The sequence below is a fragment of the Aeromonas sp. s7(2024) genome, assembly GCF_040907825.1.
In the GTDB taxonomy this organism is placed as follows: Bacteria; Pseudomonadota; Gammaproteobacteria; order Enterobacterales; family Aeromonadaceae; genus Aeromonas; species Aeromonas veronii.
This window is the reverse complement of record NZ_JBFOCM010000027.1, coordinates 87,115-102,564: the sequence shown is the minus strand read 5'-3', so window position 1 is coordinate 102,564 and position 15,450 is coordinate 87,115. Positions and strand designations below refer to the sequence as shown.

Sequence of the window (15,450 nt, the reverse complement as noted above, 5' to 3'; positions counted from 1 at the left end):
ATTTCCTATATTATTCGCAGCCTTTGAAACTGTGTTCAACAATCGTGTGGTGTCCGACAGAAGATCGGATGGCGACACGGCCTATTACTTTGAGGTTGTCCATGAAAGCTGGTATCCACCCTGACTACGTAGCCATCACCGCCAAGTGCTCTTGCGGTAACGTCATCAACACTTTCTCTACCGTTGGTAAAGATCTGAACCTGGACGTGTGCTCCGAGTGCCACCCGTTCTACACCGGCAAGCAGAAAGAAGTTTCTAGCGGCGGCCGCGTAGACAAGTTCAACAAGCGTTTCGGTGCGATGACCACCAAGAAGTAATTTTACTTCTGAAGAATTCTGAAAAAGGCGCCCATCGGGCGCCTTTTTTACGATCCCTGTTTTTCATCCTTCATGTTCCCGCAGCCAGACGCACTCTCCCCTACTGGCCAAACCCTTTGGAACGGCGCAAATAGACATACCCCTCACCCGGGCTACCCCAGCGCGGACTCCCTGCGTTATCATAGGCGCGATCCAGCAGTCTGACGCTGTCGGGGCCAATCCAGATATGCTGCACCAGCGTCGTGGCACCACCAAAATCGGTAGAGCAGTGGCCCACCCGGGTGTGGCCGGCATATTCGCCGGAGGGAGTGCGTGTCAGCCAGATCTCGCATCCGTGGCGCAAGGAGAGCTGCTGCGGGGTCAGACTGTCGAGCAGGGCGGGATCATGCCAGGCACCGGCAAAATCGGTGGCACGGGGCATGGTCAGCTCTGCCATCAGGATCCGCCCGTCAGGGGCGGGTGAGAAGCGATAAATACGCTGGCGAAAGGGGCGGATGGAGCGCATGCTCAGATACTGCTCGGCATAGACCCAGCGATAGCCCTGATAGCCGGGCCAGATCTCCATCAGGCGCAGCTCGGCACTGGTAAAGCGGCTGTCGTAACTGGCCTGCTCCCGGCTCGTAAAGGCCCCGTTGAACCAGCTGAGTAGCGGCTCCATACCGGGCTTGAGTGGGGTAGCCTGAGGCGCCGGCCCTGCCAACACCAGACAGGAACAGAGCAGCCCGAATACGGCCACCAGCAACTTTGCCATCGAATCCTTCCGAATCATCATAGTGGCGGCGATTATATGAGCGAATTACCCCAATAACAGCCATTACGATCAAATCATTGCCACTCTGGTGCAAAAACCTCACAAGGATGCCAGTCTGCTCACTAAACCCGATATTTTGCCACCGCCTTGTTGAGCAGCTGGGCCTGCTCGTTGAGGCCCTCGCTGGATCTCGCATTTTCCTCCGCCATGATGCTCGACTCCTGGGCGATGTCGCGGATGTTGTTGACGTTGCGGTTCACCTCGTTGGCCACCAGACTCTGCTGTTCGATGGCTGCCGCAATCTGGGTGCTCATGTCCATGATGTGGGTAACATCCTGAGTGATCTGCCCCAGCAACTCCCCTGCGGTACTGGCCTGATCCGAGCTGCGGTTGCCCTGCTCGCGGCAGGTCGCCATTACCTCGACGATGCTGCCGGTCTGTTTCTGCAGCGAGCTGATGATGCCGGCAATCTCCTGGGTCGATTTCTGGGTACGGATGGCCAGATTGCGCACCTCATCGGCCACCACCGCAAAGCCGCGTCCCTGATCCCCTGCCCTGGCTGCTTCGATGGCTGCGTTGAGGGCCAGCAGGTTGGTCTGCTCGGCAATGCCGCGGATCACGTCGAGCACGGAGCCGATGGTCTCGCTCTCTTTTTGCAGCTGGCTCACCTCGCGGGATGAACTCTCCAGATTGCCCGCCAGCGAGCGGATCTGCTCGACAGTATTCTCGACCGCAGCCCGCCCCTCCATCGCCTTGTTGTTGGTCGCCTGCGCATTGTTGGCCGCCTGCTCGGTGTTGCGGGCGATCTCTTCGATGGTGGAGCCCATCTCTGTGGACGCGGTCGCCACCATGTCGGTTTCCTGCAGCTGGCGCGCGGCCCCTTCACTGGTGCGTTTGACGTTGGCCGAGAGGTGATCCGCCGCTTCGGTCAGGGTGTGCACGCTCTGCTTCACATCACCAATCAGGTTGCGAAACCCGCCCAGCATCACGTCGAGATTGCCTGCCAGCTGGGCCATTTCATCTGCCCCGCGCAGCTCTATCTTCAGGCGCAGGTCATTATCCTGACGAATGCGGTTGACGGTATCATTCACCTGAGTAATGGGACGGTCGATGCTGCGCCCCAGCAACACGCTCATGATGCCGATCAGCACCACAATCACCCCGCCACAGACCAGCATCAGGCTGTTGAGGCGAGCGCTCTGCCGCTCCAGCTCAGCGACAATGTGCTGATCGACGGCGGCAAACCCCTGTTCGGTCTGATGCACCAGATCCCGCATCTGGTTGCGCAGCCCCTCATCCTCTTTCAGCCCCAGTACCTGCATCCCCTGCACCAGCGCCACAAAGTCCTGCCGGTACTGCGTGCTGGCCTGCTCCAACCTGCCGCGATCCCCCTCCGGCAAAGTGGCAAGACTATCCTGAAAACTCTTGTGCAAGGTCTCGAAACGCTCCAGATACTGGATATCGGAGCGAAGCATGAAGTCTTTCTCCGCCCGTCTCAGCTGCAACATGGTGATGAGCAACCTCTGCTGATCCAGCTGCTTGAGCCCATTCTCCACCTCATGCACCGCCGCCCGCAGCTTGCCATAGAGCCCCTCCTCCGGCCCCAGACCAATCTTCTGCTGCTGGGCCACCAGATCGTTGAAGGCTTTGCCATAGCCGCTGATCTGCTGATCCAGTCTGGTCAGCTCCCCCTCGACAGCCGCCAGATTGTCATCGGTCACCAGCTCCCGATTGTGCTGGTGAAAATCTGACAGCCCCTGATTGAAGCGCTCGACGAAGGTCATATCCTTACGGATCAGAAAATCCTTCTCGGCCCGCCGCAGGTTGAGCATGGCGATCTCCAGCTGGTCGATATTGCGCTGGGCTTCAGTCAGGTGACGGTGCACCTGGCTGGAGTAGATAAACAGGCCGCTCAGTACCAGCATGGCAACGGCAACCAGCACGGTATTCAGGATCAACTTATGACGGATAAGCACGATGGACCTCTCGCAAACTGGCAGTGAACTGCATTGAGCTTATGCAGAAAAGCGGCGACAGGTGATCTGTGCAAGGAATATTCATTGAAATGCCACACCCACTCCTTATACTGGTTGCACCTGTTTCCAGCCGTGGATTTGACACTATGGAATACAATACTTCTGAATTGTGCGACATCTATCAGGACATGGTGGATGTGCTTGAACCCATGCTCTGCTCCTTCGGCGGCCGCGCCTCTTTCGGCGGCGTCATCACCACAGTCAAATGCTTCGAATCGAATGGTCTGATCCGTGAACTCGTCAAAGAGAACGGACTGGGACGCGTCTTGCTGATCGATGGCGGTGGCTCCATGCGCCGAGCTCTGATCGACAGCGACATCGCCACAACAGCAGCAGAGAACGATTGGGAAGGGATTGTCTGCTACGGCTGCGTCCGCGAAGTCGATATTCTGGAAGATCTGGATATCGGCATTCAGGCACTGGCAGCCATTCCGGTCGGTGCCGACAGCAAGGATGTAGGGGAGACCGATCTGCCGGTCAACTTCGGTGGGGTGACCTTCCTGCCTGACGACCACCTCTACGCCGATACCACAGGGGTGATCCTCTCCCCCGAGGCACTCGATATCGAGTAAGCCACAGACAGAGTGACGACGGGAGCCTTGGCTCCCGTTTTTTATGCCTGCAACTTGCTGAAAAATGACAAAAAAAGAGGGCCAGATAAACTGGCCCTTAACTGGAAGCAATGTGAGCAATGTCGTGCCTTCACAAGAAGTCCATCACGTTGGAACGAATGAAGTCTTTCCCGGAAAACAAGTTAACAATAATCATTCTCATTTAACTAGGCAAGCGCTATTTGCAGAAAGTGCAAAAAAATTGACCACCGCGAAGGGTGGTCAATCTGGTCAGGCTTGCCGGGTGGCCGTTTGCAGGCTGGATAATCCGGCCTCGCCCACCAGCTTGCGGCTGAGGTAGCGCAACAAGACACCGTAGAGCGGCACGAACAAACCAAGACTTATCAGCAACTTGAATACGTAATCGACGGTTGCGATCTCGACCCAGTGCTCTGCCATGAAAGGATCTGTGGTGCGCCAGAAGGCCACACTGAAGAAAGCGATGGTATCAACCAGATTACCGAACAAGGTGGAGGCCGCTGGCGCAATCCACCACTGCTTGAGCAGACGCAGGCGGTTGAACACCACCACATCCATGAACTGCCCTACCAGATAGGCCATAAAGCTGGCCAGCGCGATACGCGCCACGAACAGGTTGAATTCGGCCAGATGACCAACGCCCTGGAAGCTCCCTTCGAAGAAGAGCACGGAGAGCGCATAGGAAACCGCCAGTGCTGGCAGCATCACGGTCTGGATAATCTTGCGTGCCAGACCGGCACCGAAGATCCGCACCGTCAGGTCGGTCGCCAGGAAGATAAACGGGAAGCTGAACGCACCCCAGGTGGTATGGAAGCCAAACACGGTGATCGGCAGCTGCACCAGATAGTTGCTGCTGGCAATGATCAGGATGTGGAACAACGACAGGCGAACGAGCGCCGTTTGGTACTGCGCAGGGGTCAGATTCATCTTGTGACCTTTTTGGTTAATGGGGTTAGGGAACCCATATCGCCACCATTGGCGATAATCGAGGGGCGAGATTATACGCCCCCAAACCGATAGTTCAATCTTTATGCGATTACGCTTGTCCAGGTTGGCCAGCGGCAGAACAGGCCTTGTGGGCGATAGTCACGCCTTGTGCTGTCTGGCGAGCCAGAGCAGCGCCTCCCGATCTACCGGGCGCACCGCCTCCAGCCAGCAGCCGCTGTAGTGTTCATATTCCAGCCGAAACTGGCTCTCTTCAAACTCCAGCAACCAGCTATGGCGGTCGGCCCCCGCATCCTGCTCGAGCGGCCGTAGCTCCCACTTTCGCAACAAGACCTGCGCCAACAGCGGAAACGAATCCCAGTCGAGAGCCGGACAATCCAGCGTCACCACGCCAGCTTCGTTATCTACCTGTTTGATTTGCCAACTCATTCCCTGTCTCTCAGCTGCTGCAGGAGAGCTCACCACCGCAATACCATGCCGGAGTCGGGGTGGCGAGATCCTCATATTCGGGTTGTTCATCATAGGGGTGCTGCAAGGCGGCGAACAGCCGCTCGAAAGGTCGCATATCCCCTGCGTCGGCGGCGTCTATCACCTGCTGGGCCAGCGCATTACGCAGTACATACTTGGGATTGATGGCATCCATCTGCGCCTTACGCACGGCATCCTCGCTGCCTTCGCGCATTAGCCGCGCCCGATAGCGCTCCAGCCACGCCTGCCAACCCAGTGGTTCAGGCAACAGGGCCAGCAGAGATGCAGGCCACGCCCCCTCTTGCGTCACCCCACCGAGACGGCGAAGGAACAGGTGGTAATCCACCTTGTGGGCCGCCAGCAACCGGAACAACTCGCGAAACAGCGCCGGGTCATCCTCCTCCCACACTGCCAGCCCGAGTTTGGCCCGCATCAGTTCGGAGTAGTGCAGCATCAGCTGCTGCTCGTACTGGGCCAACGCAGCAGCCAGCTCATCACTGTCTACATGGCCAGCCAACGCCTGCGCCAGCTTTTGCAGATTCCAGTAACCGACCGCGGGCTGCTGATCCAGCGCGTAGCGGCCCGCAGGGTCCGAGTGGTTGCAGACAAAGTCCGGCACGTAGGCATCGATAAAGCCGTATGGCCCGTAATCCAGCGTCAAGCCGAGCAGCGACATGTTGTCGGTATTCATTACCCCGTGACAGAAGCCCGCCGCCTGCCATTTGGCAATCAACCGCGCGGTGCGACGCACCACTTCGGCAAACAGTTCGGCACCACTCTCCAGTTCGGGGAAGTGGTGGCGCAGCAGATAGTCGATGAGATGCGGGATCCTCTCTCCCTGCCCGCTCCAGGCGAAATACTCGATATGACCGAAGCGCAGATGGCTGGGGGCGGTGCGCAGCACAGTCGCCCCTGTCTCAACCTGCTCGCGATAAACAGGCTCCTGACTGCCCACCAATACCAGCGCTCGCGTGGTCGGGATGCCGAGAGCATGGAGCGCCTCGGAGGCAAGATATTCGCGAATGCTGGAGCGCAGCACGGCGCGACCGTCACCAAAGCGGGAGAACGGGGTTTTACCCGCCCCCTTCAGGTGCAGATCCCAGCGCTGGCCATCCGGCGCCAGCTGCTCACCCAGCAACAGCGCGCGACCATCACCAAGCCGCGGGCTATAACCCCCGAACTGATGGCCCGCATAGACCTGAGCTACCGGCTGCATACCGGGCAGCACTTTTCCCTCGCCACAACAGGCGATCCAGTCAGCCTCGCTGACGCCTCCCAATCCCAGCTCATCCAGCAAAGTCCGGTTGAGATGAAGCAACCGGGGTTGCTGCAGCGGCTGGGGGACCACCGGTTCACAGGCCCAAGGCAGCTCGGTCGCAAAAGTGTTGATCAACTTCATGGTTGTGCCATTCGTCCCTGCGTATGCTCGTGTCACTCTTTATACTGCCGTCAGCCATGCTTGTGCTCACTGGCAACCATCATTTTTCAATTCAAGGAGAAGAAGATGCAAAAATGGGTATATGCCCTGCCCTTGCTGGCACTGGCGTGGGGTCATCAGGCCAAGGCTGCAGATATCGAGGCAGGCAAGGCCAAGGCGGCGGTCTGTGCCGCCTGTCACGGCGTAGAAGGCAAGGCGATGATCCCCAACTATCCCCATCTGGCGGGTCAGAATGCCGCCTATCTGGTGAAACAGTTGAAAGCGTTCAAGGATGGCTCTCGCAAAGAGCCCTTGATGGACCCCTTCATGGCGCCGCTGACCGATGCGGATATCGACAATCTGGCGGCCTTCTACGCCAGCCTGAAATAACCTCGCGTCTGACCCCAGGTTCTTCCGAGCCGCGCTTACCGTGGTCGATTAGGCTGCCTAATCGACCCTAACGACGGCAGTAGTCGATGATCAGGTCCATAAAGGCTTCGCCAAAACGTTCCAGCTTGCGGTGACCGACACCGTTGATAGCCAGCATCTCGTCTTCGGTCATCGGCATCAGCTGAGCCATCTCAACCAGGGTCGCATCGTTGAACACCACGTAGGGCGGCACCTCTTCATCCTCGGCAATCTGCTTGCGCAGGCCGCGCAGCTCCTTGAACAACCGTTTGTCGTAGTTGGCGTTGTCGAGCAGACCGTTGCGCTTCTCCTTGCGGCTGGAGATGGGCTGCAGGCGGGGTACCGCCAGTTCCAGCTTCACATCGCCACGCAGTACCGGACGGGCCGCTTCGGTCAGCTGCAGCACCAAATTGCGGGTGATGTTCTGAGTCAGCAGCCCCTTGTGGATCAGCTGGCGGATCACGCTCATCCAGTATTCGTGGCTCTGATCCTTGCCGATGCCATAGGTCGACAGCTTGTCATGGCCGTGATCCTTGATGCGCTGGTTCAGCGACCCGCGCAGCACCTCCACCACATAACCCACCCCGAAATTCTGCCCCACCCGCCAGACGCAGGAGAGCGCCTTCTGGGCATCTTCGGTGCCGTCATAGCTCTTGGGCGGATCGAGACAGATATCGCAGTTGCCGCACGGCTTGTCGTTGTACTCGCCAAAGTAGTTGAGCAGCACCTGGCGGCGACAGGTCTGCGCCTCGGCAAAGGCTGCCATCACGTTGAGCTTGTACTGCTCCACCTGCAACTGCTGCGGGTTCTCGATGTTGTCGAGCAGGCGGCGCACTCGGCCGATGTCGGCAGGATCGTAGAGCAGCAGCGCCTCGGCGGGGGTGCCATCGCGCCCGGCGCGACCGGTCTCCTGATAATAGGATTCGATGTTCTTCGGGATGTCGTAGTGCACCACGAAGCGTACGTTGGGCTTGTCGATGCCCATACCGAACGCCACCGTCGCCACCACTATCTCGATGTCATCCTTGAGGAAGGCATCCTGAGTCTGCTGGCGCTGCTCGAGCGGTAGCCCCGCATGATAGGGCGCCGCCTTGCAGCCGTGGCGGGATAGCCGCTCAGCCACCTCCTCCACCCGGTTGCGGCTGGAGCAGTAGACGATGCCACAGTTGCCCTTCTGGCTCTGGACGTAGCGCAGTAGCTGCTCGGCCGCCTTGAACTTCTCCACCAGGCTGTAGCGGATATTGGGGCGATCGAAGCTGGCAGTGTGAATAAAGGGATCGTTGAGTTCCAACCGGTGCAGCATGTCGCTGCGGGTCGCCTCGTCGGCAGTCGCAGTTAGCGCCACCACCGGCACCTGCGGGAACCACTGTTTTAGCCGCCCCAGCGCCGCATACTCAGGCCGGAAATCGTGGCCCCACTGGGAGACGCAGTGCGCCTCGTCGATGGCGAACAGCCCGAGCGGCAGCTCGGCCAGCCGATCCATAAACTCGTGCTGCAACAGTCGCTCGGGGGAGACATAGACCAGCTTGATCTCACCGCGACGCATGGCGGCGAAGTTCTGGATCATCTCCTCCCGGCTCAGGGCCGAGTTGATGTAGACCGCCGCTACACCGTTGGCGCGCAGGCTGTCGACCTGATCCTTCATCAGCGAAATAAGGGGAGAGACCACCACACCGAGCCCGGGCCGCAGCAGTGCCGGGATCTGGTAGCAGAGCGACTTGCCGCCACCGGTGGGCTTGAGCACCAGCGCATCGCGCCCCGCCACGATCTGCTCGATGATCTCGAGCTGACCCGGCCGAAACTGCTGATAGCCGAAGACCGCCTGCAGCAGGGCAAGCGGACTCTCTGGCTGAGGATCTGGCAGGGTTTCGGCAATCGCGGTCATGGGCTCTCCTTTGGGGTCGCCATTCTAAAGCAGCCGCCGCCCACAATAAACCTGCCATTGCGACTGTTAAGGAACTGTTGCAGACTGGCTGGAGTTTTTACTCGGCTTTGATGACAAGGATTGGGATCAGAGAATGAAACAGATGCTCAAGAAGATGGCACTCAGTGGCATTGCCAACCTGTTTGCCGAGAAGATGCCCTTCAACAAGCTGATCGGCATGCAGGTGACCCACTACGACTTCGACAAGGTGGAGCTGCGCATCAAGATGGATGAGAAGCTGATCGGCAACCCTTTCCACAACATCCTGCATGGCGGCGTCACCGCCACGCTGCTGGATGTGGCGGGTGGCATGATCGTCGCCGCTTCCTGCATCGACGAGCTGGAGGAGTTCTCCCCCAGCTATCTCAAGGAGCGCTTCGCCCGCCTCGGCACCATAGATCTGCGGGTGGATTACCTGCGCCCGGGGCGCGGCAACGAGTTTATCGCCACCGCCCACATCATCCGGGCTGGCAGCAAGGTGGCCGTCGCCCGGATGGAGCTGCACAACGAAGAGGGCACCCACATCGCCTTCGGCACTGGTACCTATCTGGTGGGTTGAACCAAGTTAGTGCATAAAAACCACGCGGCTAATCCACTTTTAATCATTAGATTCCTTACCCCCTCTGGCCGAACAAGGTCCATACTGATAGTCGGGATTGTGTGCAGAGGGAGGATTGCAGGCGATGAGTGCGAAACTGGCCATCAAACCATCCAGAGCCTTGTTGACACAGCTCGAGTCCATGCTCGACGAGGTGCAGACACCCGAGTGTCGCCACTGGTTGGAACAGGAGCTTGAGGGGTATTCTCTCTCCTCACCCCTGCCTTGGTATCGCATCGTTCCCTGTCGGCAACGCGGTCACTTTCTGGATCTGAAAACGGGAAAATATTTGACCTGTCATATCAACAGTCAAACGCTATGCCAACGCGATCTGGCCCAAATTCAGTTCATTTATGCCCGTGAACCCGCCGCCCACTATTTGCTGCAACGCAATTCCGGTATTGAACCTTGGCCAGAGCAGCTGCTGGAAGATTATCAGGAGCAGTTGATCCCCGGCCATCTATGCCTGCAAGCTTGGCATGAGCCCGTGATTTCATTACGTGCACAACTGATGGAGGGAATAGAACATTTCATTAGTGAGTACCCCAAGCACGCGGCCTTGCTGCCTCAACACAGTTTCAAGGCTTTGCGGCATCAGCACTGGCATATCTGAGTAAGCGCCTGGCGCGCAAGGAGGGCACCATAGACAAGACCCATAGCGAGATTGCCACAATCTAGAGTGCCGGAGTCAGGATCAGACTCCACCGATGGGCCACCGAGCGGTGGCCCTTTTAATGTCTGTGGTCTTGCTTCGACCCTGCATACTGCAAGTGAAATCTCTCGGCCAATTGGCTGGTCGGCAGGTCGGCAGGTCGGCAGGTCGGCAGGTCGGCAGGTAAAGTGAAGCGAGAAAGCAGAAAGGCGAAATGCAAAAAGGCCGCTCTATTGAGCGGCCTTTTCAAATTTGGTCGGTGTGAGAGGATTCGAACCTCCGACCCCTTCGTCCCGAACGAAGTGCGCTACCAAGCTGCGCTACACACCGATGTCTGCGGGACGGGAATTTACCGAAAGCACCGACCTGACACAAGCCTTTTTTGCATTTTGCAGGAAAAAAAGTGCTGTTCGCTCAACTATTCAGCACTCTTTTCATCCGTTTACCGGGCTGCAGCCAGCTGGTGACATTCCGGTAACCGGCTGTCAGGCCAGGCGCAGGGATGCCGGTCCCAGCAGACGGCGCTGCCAGTCAGCCACAGTGCCATGCTCCAGCCAGTCGGCTGCATGCTGGCGCCAGTTGGGGGAAAGGGCCGGATTCTCCAGCAACATCAGCAGATCCGCTTCATTGCGCACCTGATTGAACAGGATATCCGCCGTGCGCTTCACCGTCAGTTCGGGATAGGGTCTGTCTGCCAGATCCATGGCCGTGTCAGGCGCGATCATGCCCTCCTCCAGAACCCGCAGCAGCCAGCCACAACGGCCATTCAGTTGCATCACCTGCGACATCTGGCCATAGCCAAAGCGCTGGTTGAGCTTGAAACAGGGGGATCTCGGCTGGCTGATCTGGATCAGCGCCTCGCCGAGTCGATAGACATCGCCAATGCAGGCTTGCGCCTCGGTCAGCCCGAGACCGGAGAGGTTCTCGCCAAAGGCGGCAGGTTGCCAGGGTGTACGTGGCGCAGGCAAGCCCAGCGCGGTTTGACAGGTCTGCCACCAGAGATAGTGATCGGCCGGATAGTAGTGGAGCGCCCGATCCGGGCCACCGTGGTGGCGCATGTCACACTGCTCATCCCCTTCCAGACCGGCAAAGGTACAGCGAACTGGTGCAGAGATCGGTTGCTTGTGAATGGCGCTGGTGAGGCCGGACACCAGCTCGGTGCCACGACCGCTAAAAAGGGAGATCCGCATACTCATCCTCCAGGTTGACGAGAGTAGGCGGATCTTATCATGGCGTCAGACGACGGCCTGCATCTGGGTGGTCATGGCGATCTCGGCACGACGGCGCTTCTCCGCCCTGGCCATCAGATACCAGCTGCCGAAGGTAAAGAGCGATACCGACAGCAGGATCAGGCTGGCTACCGCGTTGATCTCGGGTTTCACCCCTAGCCGCACCGCCGAGAAGACCTCCATCGGCAAGGTGGTGGAGCCCGGGCCGGAGACGAAGCTAGCCAGCACCAGATCATCCAGCGACAGGGCGAACGACATCATGCCACCTGCCGCCAGCGAGGGGGCAATCATCGGGATGGTGATCAGGAAGAACACCTTCCACGGCTTGGCGCCAAGATCCATTGCCGCCTCCTCGATGGAGAGATCCAGCTCCCGCAACCGCGCCGACACCACGATCGCCACGTAGGCGGTACAGAAGGTGGTGTGGGCGATCCAGATGGTCAACATGCCCCGCTCGGCGGGCCAGCCCACCAGCTGGGCCATCGCCACGAACAGCAGCAGCAGCGAGAGACCGGTGATCACCTCGGGCATCACCAGCGGCGCCGTCACCATGCCGCCGAACAGGGTGCGACCACGGAAGTGGGGAATTCGGGTCAGCACGAAGGCTGCCACCGTCCCCAGCGCCACAGCAGCGATCGCGGTGTAGAAGGCGATCTCCAGCGAGCGGAACACAGACCCGATCAGCTGCTTGTTGTCGAGCAGGCCGAAGTACCACTTCAGCGACCAGCCACCCCACACCGTCACCAGCTTGGAGGCGTTGAAGGAGTAGATCACCATGATGATCATGGGCAGGTAGATAAACAGCAGCCCCAGCCAGAGCATCAGTTTGGCAAAACCGAAACGTCTCATCATGCCTTGCCCTCCAGCTCTTTGGCCTGGTTACGGTTGAAGAGGATGATCGGAATGATCAGCACCGCCAGCATCACCACCGCCAGTGCAGAGGCAACCGGCCAGTCGCGGTTGTTGAAGAACTCCTGCCACAGCACCTTGCCGATCATCAGGGTCTCCGGGCCGCCCAGCATTTCCGGAATAACGAACTCCCCCACCACCGGAATGAACACCAGCATGCAGCCAGCGATAATGCCGTTTTTGGAGAGCGGCACCGTGATCTGCCAGAAACGGGTCAGGTTGCGGGCCCCCAGGTCGGAAGCAGCCTCCAGCAGGCTCTGGTCATGTTTGACCAGATTGGCGTAGAGCGGCAGCACCATGAAGGGCAGGTAGGAGTAAACAATACCGATATAGACCGCCAGGTTGGTGTTGAGGATCTGCAGCGGTTCGTCAATCAGCCCGATCCCCAGCAAGACGCTGTTGAGCAGGCCGTTGTTACTGAGGATCCCCATCCACGCATAGACCCGGATCAGAATGGCGGTCCAGGTCGGCATCATGATCAGCAGCAGCAGAACGGTCTGGGTCTCCTTGTTGGCCCGGGCGATGGAGTAGGCCATCGGATAACCAATCAGCAGGCAGAGCAAAGTGCTGACGAAGGCCATCTTGAGGGAGCCCAGATAGGCCGCGATATAGAGCTCATCCTCCTGCAGCAGCAGGTAGTTGCCCATGTTGAGCAGAATGGTGAGCTGATTGTCGGCCCAGCTCACCACGTCGGTGTAGGGCGGGATCGCCACATCCGCTTCCGCAAAACTGATCTTCACCACGATGACAAAGGGCAGCAGGAAGAAGAGGAACAGCCAGAAGAAGGGGATGCCGATCACCAGTCGGCGCCCCCCGACCCGCTTCAGTCGTTGCAAGAACTTCATGATTGCAGCACCACGCCGCTGTCATCTTCCCAGTAGAGGAACACCTGGTCATCCCAGGTTGGCCGCTTGCCGTGGCGTTCGGCATTGGCGATGAAAGCCTGAACGATTTTGCCCGAGGGCAGCTGGATGTGATAAACCGAGTGACCGCCCAGATAGGCGATGTCATAGACCTCACCCTTGGTCCAGTTGAAGTCCGGGTGCTCGATCTCCTCCGGCTTTTGCAGACTCATCAGCAGTTTTTCCGGCCGCAGGGCGTAGGTCACCTTCTTGTTTTCGGCGCGGGAGCTGATGCCGTGGCCCACATAGATGGGCTGCTCCAGATCGGCGCAGGCGATGGTGGCGTGGTCCTGTTCATCCTCCACCAGCAGGCCGTCGAACAGGTTGACGTTGCCGATAAACTCGCACACCAGCCGACTGGCCGGAGTCTCGTAGATATCCATCGGGCTGCCGATCTGCTCGATGCAGCCGAGGTGCATGATGGCGATCCGCTCCGCCATAGTCATGGCCTCTTCCTGATCGTGGGTCACCATGACGCAGGTAACCCCGACCCGCTCGATGATCTCAACCAGCTCCAGCTGCATCTTGGAACGCAGCTTCTTGTCGAGCGCCCCCATGGGTTCATCCAGCAGCAACAGTTTGGGACGCTTGGCTAGCGAGCGAGCCAGGGCCACCCGCTGGCGCTGGCCACCGGAGAGCTGATGCGGTTTGCGACGGGCATACTGGGTCATCTGCACCAGCTTGAGCATCTCCTCCACCCGGGCATCGATCTCGGCCTTGGGCAGGCCATCCTGCTTGAGGCCAAAGGCGATGTTCTGGGCCACCGTCATATGGGGGAACAGGGCGTAGGACTGGAACATCATGTTGATGGGGCGTTCATAGGGGGGCATGTCGGTGATGTCGACCCCGTCGAGGAACAGCCGCCCCTCGGTCGGGCGCTCGAAACCGGCCAGCATCCGCAGCAGGGTCGATTTGCCGGAACCGGACCCGCCGAGCAGGGCGAAAATCTCCCCCTTGTGAATATTGAGAGATACGTTATCGACCGCCAGCGTTTCGTCGAACTGCTTGCTTACCCGATCAATTTTCACCAGCACTTCTTTGCGCTGCTGACTGCCCTCGAGGGCTTTCTTGTAGGCACTGGAGGCTATCGCCATTACCAAACTCCCCAACGTGATACAGGCCTTGCGGCCGATCCATAAAAGCGATTTGGCGCCCCCAAACGGGCACCAAGGTTAGGTACCGGACTTGATCTTGGTCCAACTCCGGGTGATTAGACGCTGTACCGAGCGGGGATGTGCTTCCTGCACATAGAGTCGCTCCAGCACGGCTTGAGGGGGATATACCTCCTCATTGTTGCGCACCTCCTCATCCATAAACTCGCCCGCCCTTGAGTTGGGATTCGCGTAGCCCACATAGTCGCTGACCTTGGCGATCACTTCGGGCTGCAGGACGTAGTTGATGAGAGCGTGCGCCTCTTTGACATTGGTGGCATCGGACGGGATCGCCATCATGTCGAACCAGAGATTGCCCCCCTCTTTCGGAATGCTGTAGGCAATTTTCACCCCCTTGCCAGCTTCATCGGCGCGGGCAGCGGCTTGCAGGATGTCTCCGGAAAAACCGGCCGCTACACAGATGTCGCCATTGGCGAGATCGCCGATGTATTTGGAGGAGTGGAAGTAGGCCACATAGGGCCGCACCTTGAGCAGCAGCGCCTCGGCCTGCTTGATATCCCCCGTCGCATGACTGTTGGGATCGAGTCCGAGGTAGTTGAGGGCAGCAGGGATCATCTCGTCGGCAGAGTCGAGAAAGGCGACGCCGCAGCGAGAGAGTTTCGCCATGTTTTCCGGTTCGAAGATGGTGGCCCAGGAGTCAATCTTGTCGACCCCCAGCACCGCCTTGATTTTGTCGACGTTGTAGCCGATGCCGTTGGTCCCCCACAGATAGGGCACCGCGTACTGATGACCCGGATCCACCTTGTCGAGCTGCTTGAGCAACACTGGATCTAGGTTGGCCAGATTGGGCAGCAGGGATTTATCCAGTTTCTGGAAGGCTCCCGCCTTGATCTGCTTGGCCAGGAAATTATTGGAGGGCACCACCAAATCGTAACCGGTCCGCCCCGTCAGCAACTTGCCTTCCAGGGTCTCGTTGGAGTCAAACACGTCATAGACGGTCTTGATCCCGGTCGCCTGCTGGAAATCGCTGAGGGTAGTCTCGCCGATATAGTCAGACCAGTTGTAGAAGTGCAGCACAGGGGCAGCCTGGGCCACATTCGTCAATCCCATGGTCAGGGCTATGGTTAGCAATCTGGTTGTATTCACGGTGTCAGTTCTCCTGTTCAGTGGTTGACCGCCTGCGCATCCATTC

Annotated in this window: 16 protein-coding genes and 1 tRNA gene; 5 read left to right on the top strand and 12 right to left on the bottom strand. The window is 58.8% G+C overall.

The window, feature by feature from the left end; translation table 11 throughout:
- Positions 1 to 101: 101 nt before the first annotated feature.
- The gene (gene rpmE, locus AB5Y73_RS12985) at positions 102 to 317 is read left to right on the top strand and encodes a 50S ribosomal protein L31 (RefSeq protein WP_005306787.1); all 216 of its coding nucleotides are present in this window, start codon (positions 102 to 104) and stop codon (positions 315 to 317) included.
- Positions 318 to 417: 100 nt separating this feature from the next.
- On the opposite strand, the gene AB5Y73_RS12980 is transcribed toward rpmE, so the two are convergent.
- Positions 418 to 1,068, bottom strand: coding sequence for a chromophore lyase CpcT/CpeT (locus AB5Y73_RS12980; RefSeq protein ID WP_064339158.1), 651 nt, complete (start codon positions 1,066 to 1,068; stop codon positions 418 to 420).
- A gap of 122 nt (positions 1,069 to 1,190) precedes the next feature.
- Entirely contained in the window at positions 1,191 to 3,044 is a 1,854-nt protein-coding gene (locus AB5Y73_RS12975) for a methyl-accepting chemotaxis protein (RefSeq protein WP_107683320.1), read from the bottom strand.
- A gap of 146 nt (positions 3,045 to 3,190) precedes the next feature.
- Here AB5Y73_RS12975 and rraA point away from each other — a divergent pair, with 146 nt between their 5' ends.
- Positions 3,191 to 3,676 carry a ribonuclease E activity regulator RraA gene (gene rraA, locus AB5Y73_RS12970; protein WP_005340678.1) on the top strand — a complete coding sequence of 162 codons (486 nt, stop codon included), beginning with the start codon at positions 3,191 to 3,193 and terminating at the stop codon, positions 3,674 to 3,676.
- A 270-nt stretch (positions 3,677 to 3,946) separates the two neighbouring features.
- On the opposite strand, the gene AB5Y73_RS12965 is transcribed toward rraA, so the two are convergent.
- The 3 genes from AB5Y73_RS12965 to AB5Y73_RS12955 form a co-directional block, all read right to left on the bottom strand.
- Positions 3,947 to 4,621, bottom strand: a complete 675-nt coding sequence (locus AB5Y73_RS12965; RefSeq protein WP_005340680.1) for a 7-cyano-7-deazaguanine/7-aminomethyl-7-deazaguanine transporter — start codon at positions 4,619 to 4,621, stop codon at positions 3,947 to 3,949.
- Positions 4,622 to 4,780: 159 nt separating this feature from the next.
- Positions 4,781 to 5,068, bottom strand: a complete 288-nt coding sequence (locus AB5Y73_RS12960; protein ID WP_107683319.1) for a DUF3630 family protein — start codon at positions 5,066 to 5,068, stop codon at positions 4,781 to 4,783.
- A gap of 10 nt (positions 5,069 to 5,078) precedes the next feature.
- Positions 5,079 to 6,506 carry a YdiU family protein gene (locus AB5Y73_RS12955; protein WP_107683318.1) on the bottom strand — a complete coding sequence of 476 codons (1,428 nt, stop codon included), beginning with the start codon at positions 6,504 to 6,506 and terminating at the stop codon, positions 5,079 to 5,081.
- A 105-nt stretch (positions 6,507 to 6,611) separates the two neighbouring features.
- Between AB5Y73_RS12955 and AB5Y73_RS12950 the strand changes: the two genes are divergently transcribed.
- Complete coding sequence (locus AB5Y73_RS12950; RefSeq protein ID WP_076493969.1) at positions 6,612 to 6,914, top strand: cytochrome c; 303 nt, start codon at positions 6,612 to 6,614, stop codon at positions 6,912 to 6,914.
- Positions 6,915 to 6,981: 67 nt separating this feature from the next.
- Here the strand turns inward: AB5Y73_RS12950 and recQ are convergent, their stop codons facing one another.
- Positions 6,982 to 8,817 carry an ATP-dependent DNA helicase RecQ gene (gene recQ / locus AB5Y73_RS12945; protein ID WP_005355462.1) on the bottom strand — a complete coding sequence of 612 codons (1,836 nt, stop codon included), beginning with the start codon at positions 8,815 to 8,817 and terminating at the stop codon, positions 6,982 to 6,984.
- A 133-nt stretch (positions 8,818 to 8,950) separates the two neighbouring features.
- Between recQ and AB5Y73_RS12940 the strand changes: the two genes are divergently transcribed.
- Entirely contained in the window at positions 8,951 to 9,415 is a 465-nt protein-coding gene (locus AB5Y73_RS12940) for a thioesterase family protein (protein WP_005355465.1), read from the top strand.
- Between the two features lie 124 nt (positions 9,416 to 9,539).
- Entirely contained in the window at positions 9,540 to 10,067 is a 528-nt protein-coding gene (locus AB5Y73_RS12935; protein WP_005356927.1) for a hypothetical protein, read from the top strand.
- Positions 10,068 to 10,359: 292 nt separating this feature from the next.
- On the opposite strand, the gene AB5Y73_RS12930 is transcribed toward AB5Y73_RS12935, so the two are convergent.
- From AB5Y73_RS12930 to AB5Y73_RS12905, 6 genes are all read right to left on the bottom strand, one after another.
- Positions 10,360 to 10,436, bottom strand: a tRNA-Pro gene (locus tag AB5Y73_RS12930).
- A 155-nt stretch (positions 10,437 to 10,591) separates the two neighbouring features.
- On the bottom strand, positions 10,592 to 11,296 hold the full coding sequence (locus AB5Y73_RS12925) for an MOSC domain-containing protein (RefSeq protein WP_181496994.1): 705 nt from the start codon (positions 11,294 to 11,296) through the stop codon (positions 10,592 to 10,594).
- A gap of 45 nt (positions 11,297 to 11,341) precedes the next feature.
- Positions 11,342 to 12,184, bottom strand: a complete 843-nt coding sequence (locus AB5Y73_RS12920) for an ABC transporter permease subunit (RefSeq protein WP_031227712.1) — start codon at positions 12,182 to 12,184, stop codon at positions 11,342 to 11,344.
- On the bottom strand, positions 12,184 to 13,089 hold the full coding sequence (locus AB5Y73_RS12915) for an ABC transporter permease subunit (RefSeq protein ID WP_181496993.1): 906 nt from the start codon (positions 13,087 to 13,089) through the stop codon (positions 12,184 to 12,186). Before AB5Y73_RS12915 ends, AB5Y73_RS12920 begins: the two co-directional genes overlap by 1 nt.
- Positions 13,086 to 14,240 carry a polyamine ABC transporter ATP-binding protein gene (gene potA, locus AB5Y73_RS12910; protein ID WP_005340704.1) on the bottom strand — a complete coding sequence of 385 codons (1,155 nt, stop codon included), beginning with the start codon at positions 14,238 to 14,240 and terminating at the stop codon, positions 13,086 to 13,088. The genes AB5Y73_RS12915 and potA overlap by 4 nt, the downstream gene beginning before the upstream one ends.
- 78 nt (positions 14,241 to 14,318) lie before the next feature.
- Positions 14,319 to 15,404 (bottom strand): polyamine ABC transporter substrate-binding protein, encoded by a 1,086-nt coding sequence (locus AB5Y73_RS12905; protein WP_279499377.1) that lies wholly within the window; start codon positions 15,402 to 15,404, stop codon positions 14,319 to 14,321.
- Positions 15,405 to 15,450: the final 46 nt, after the last annotated feature.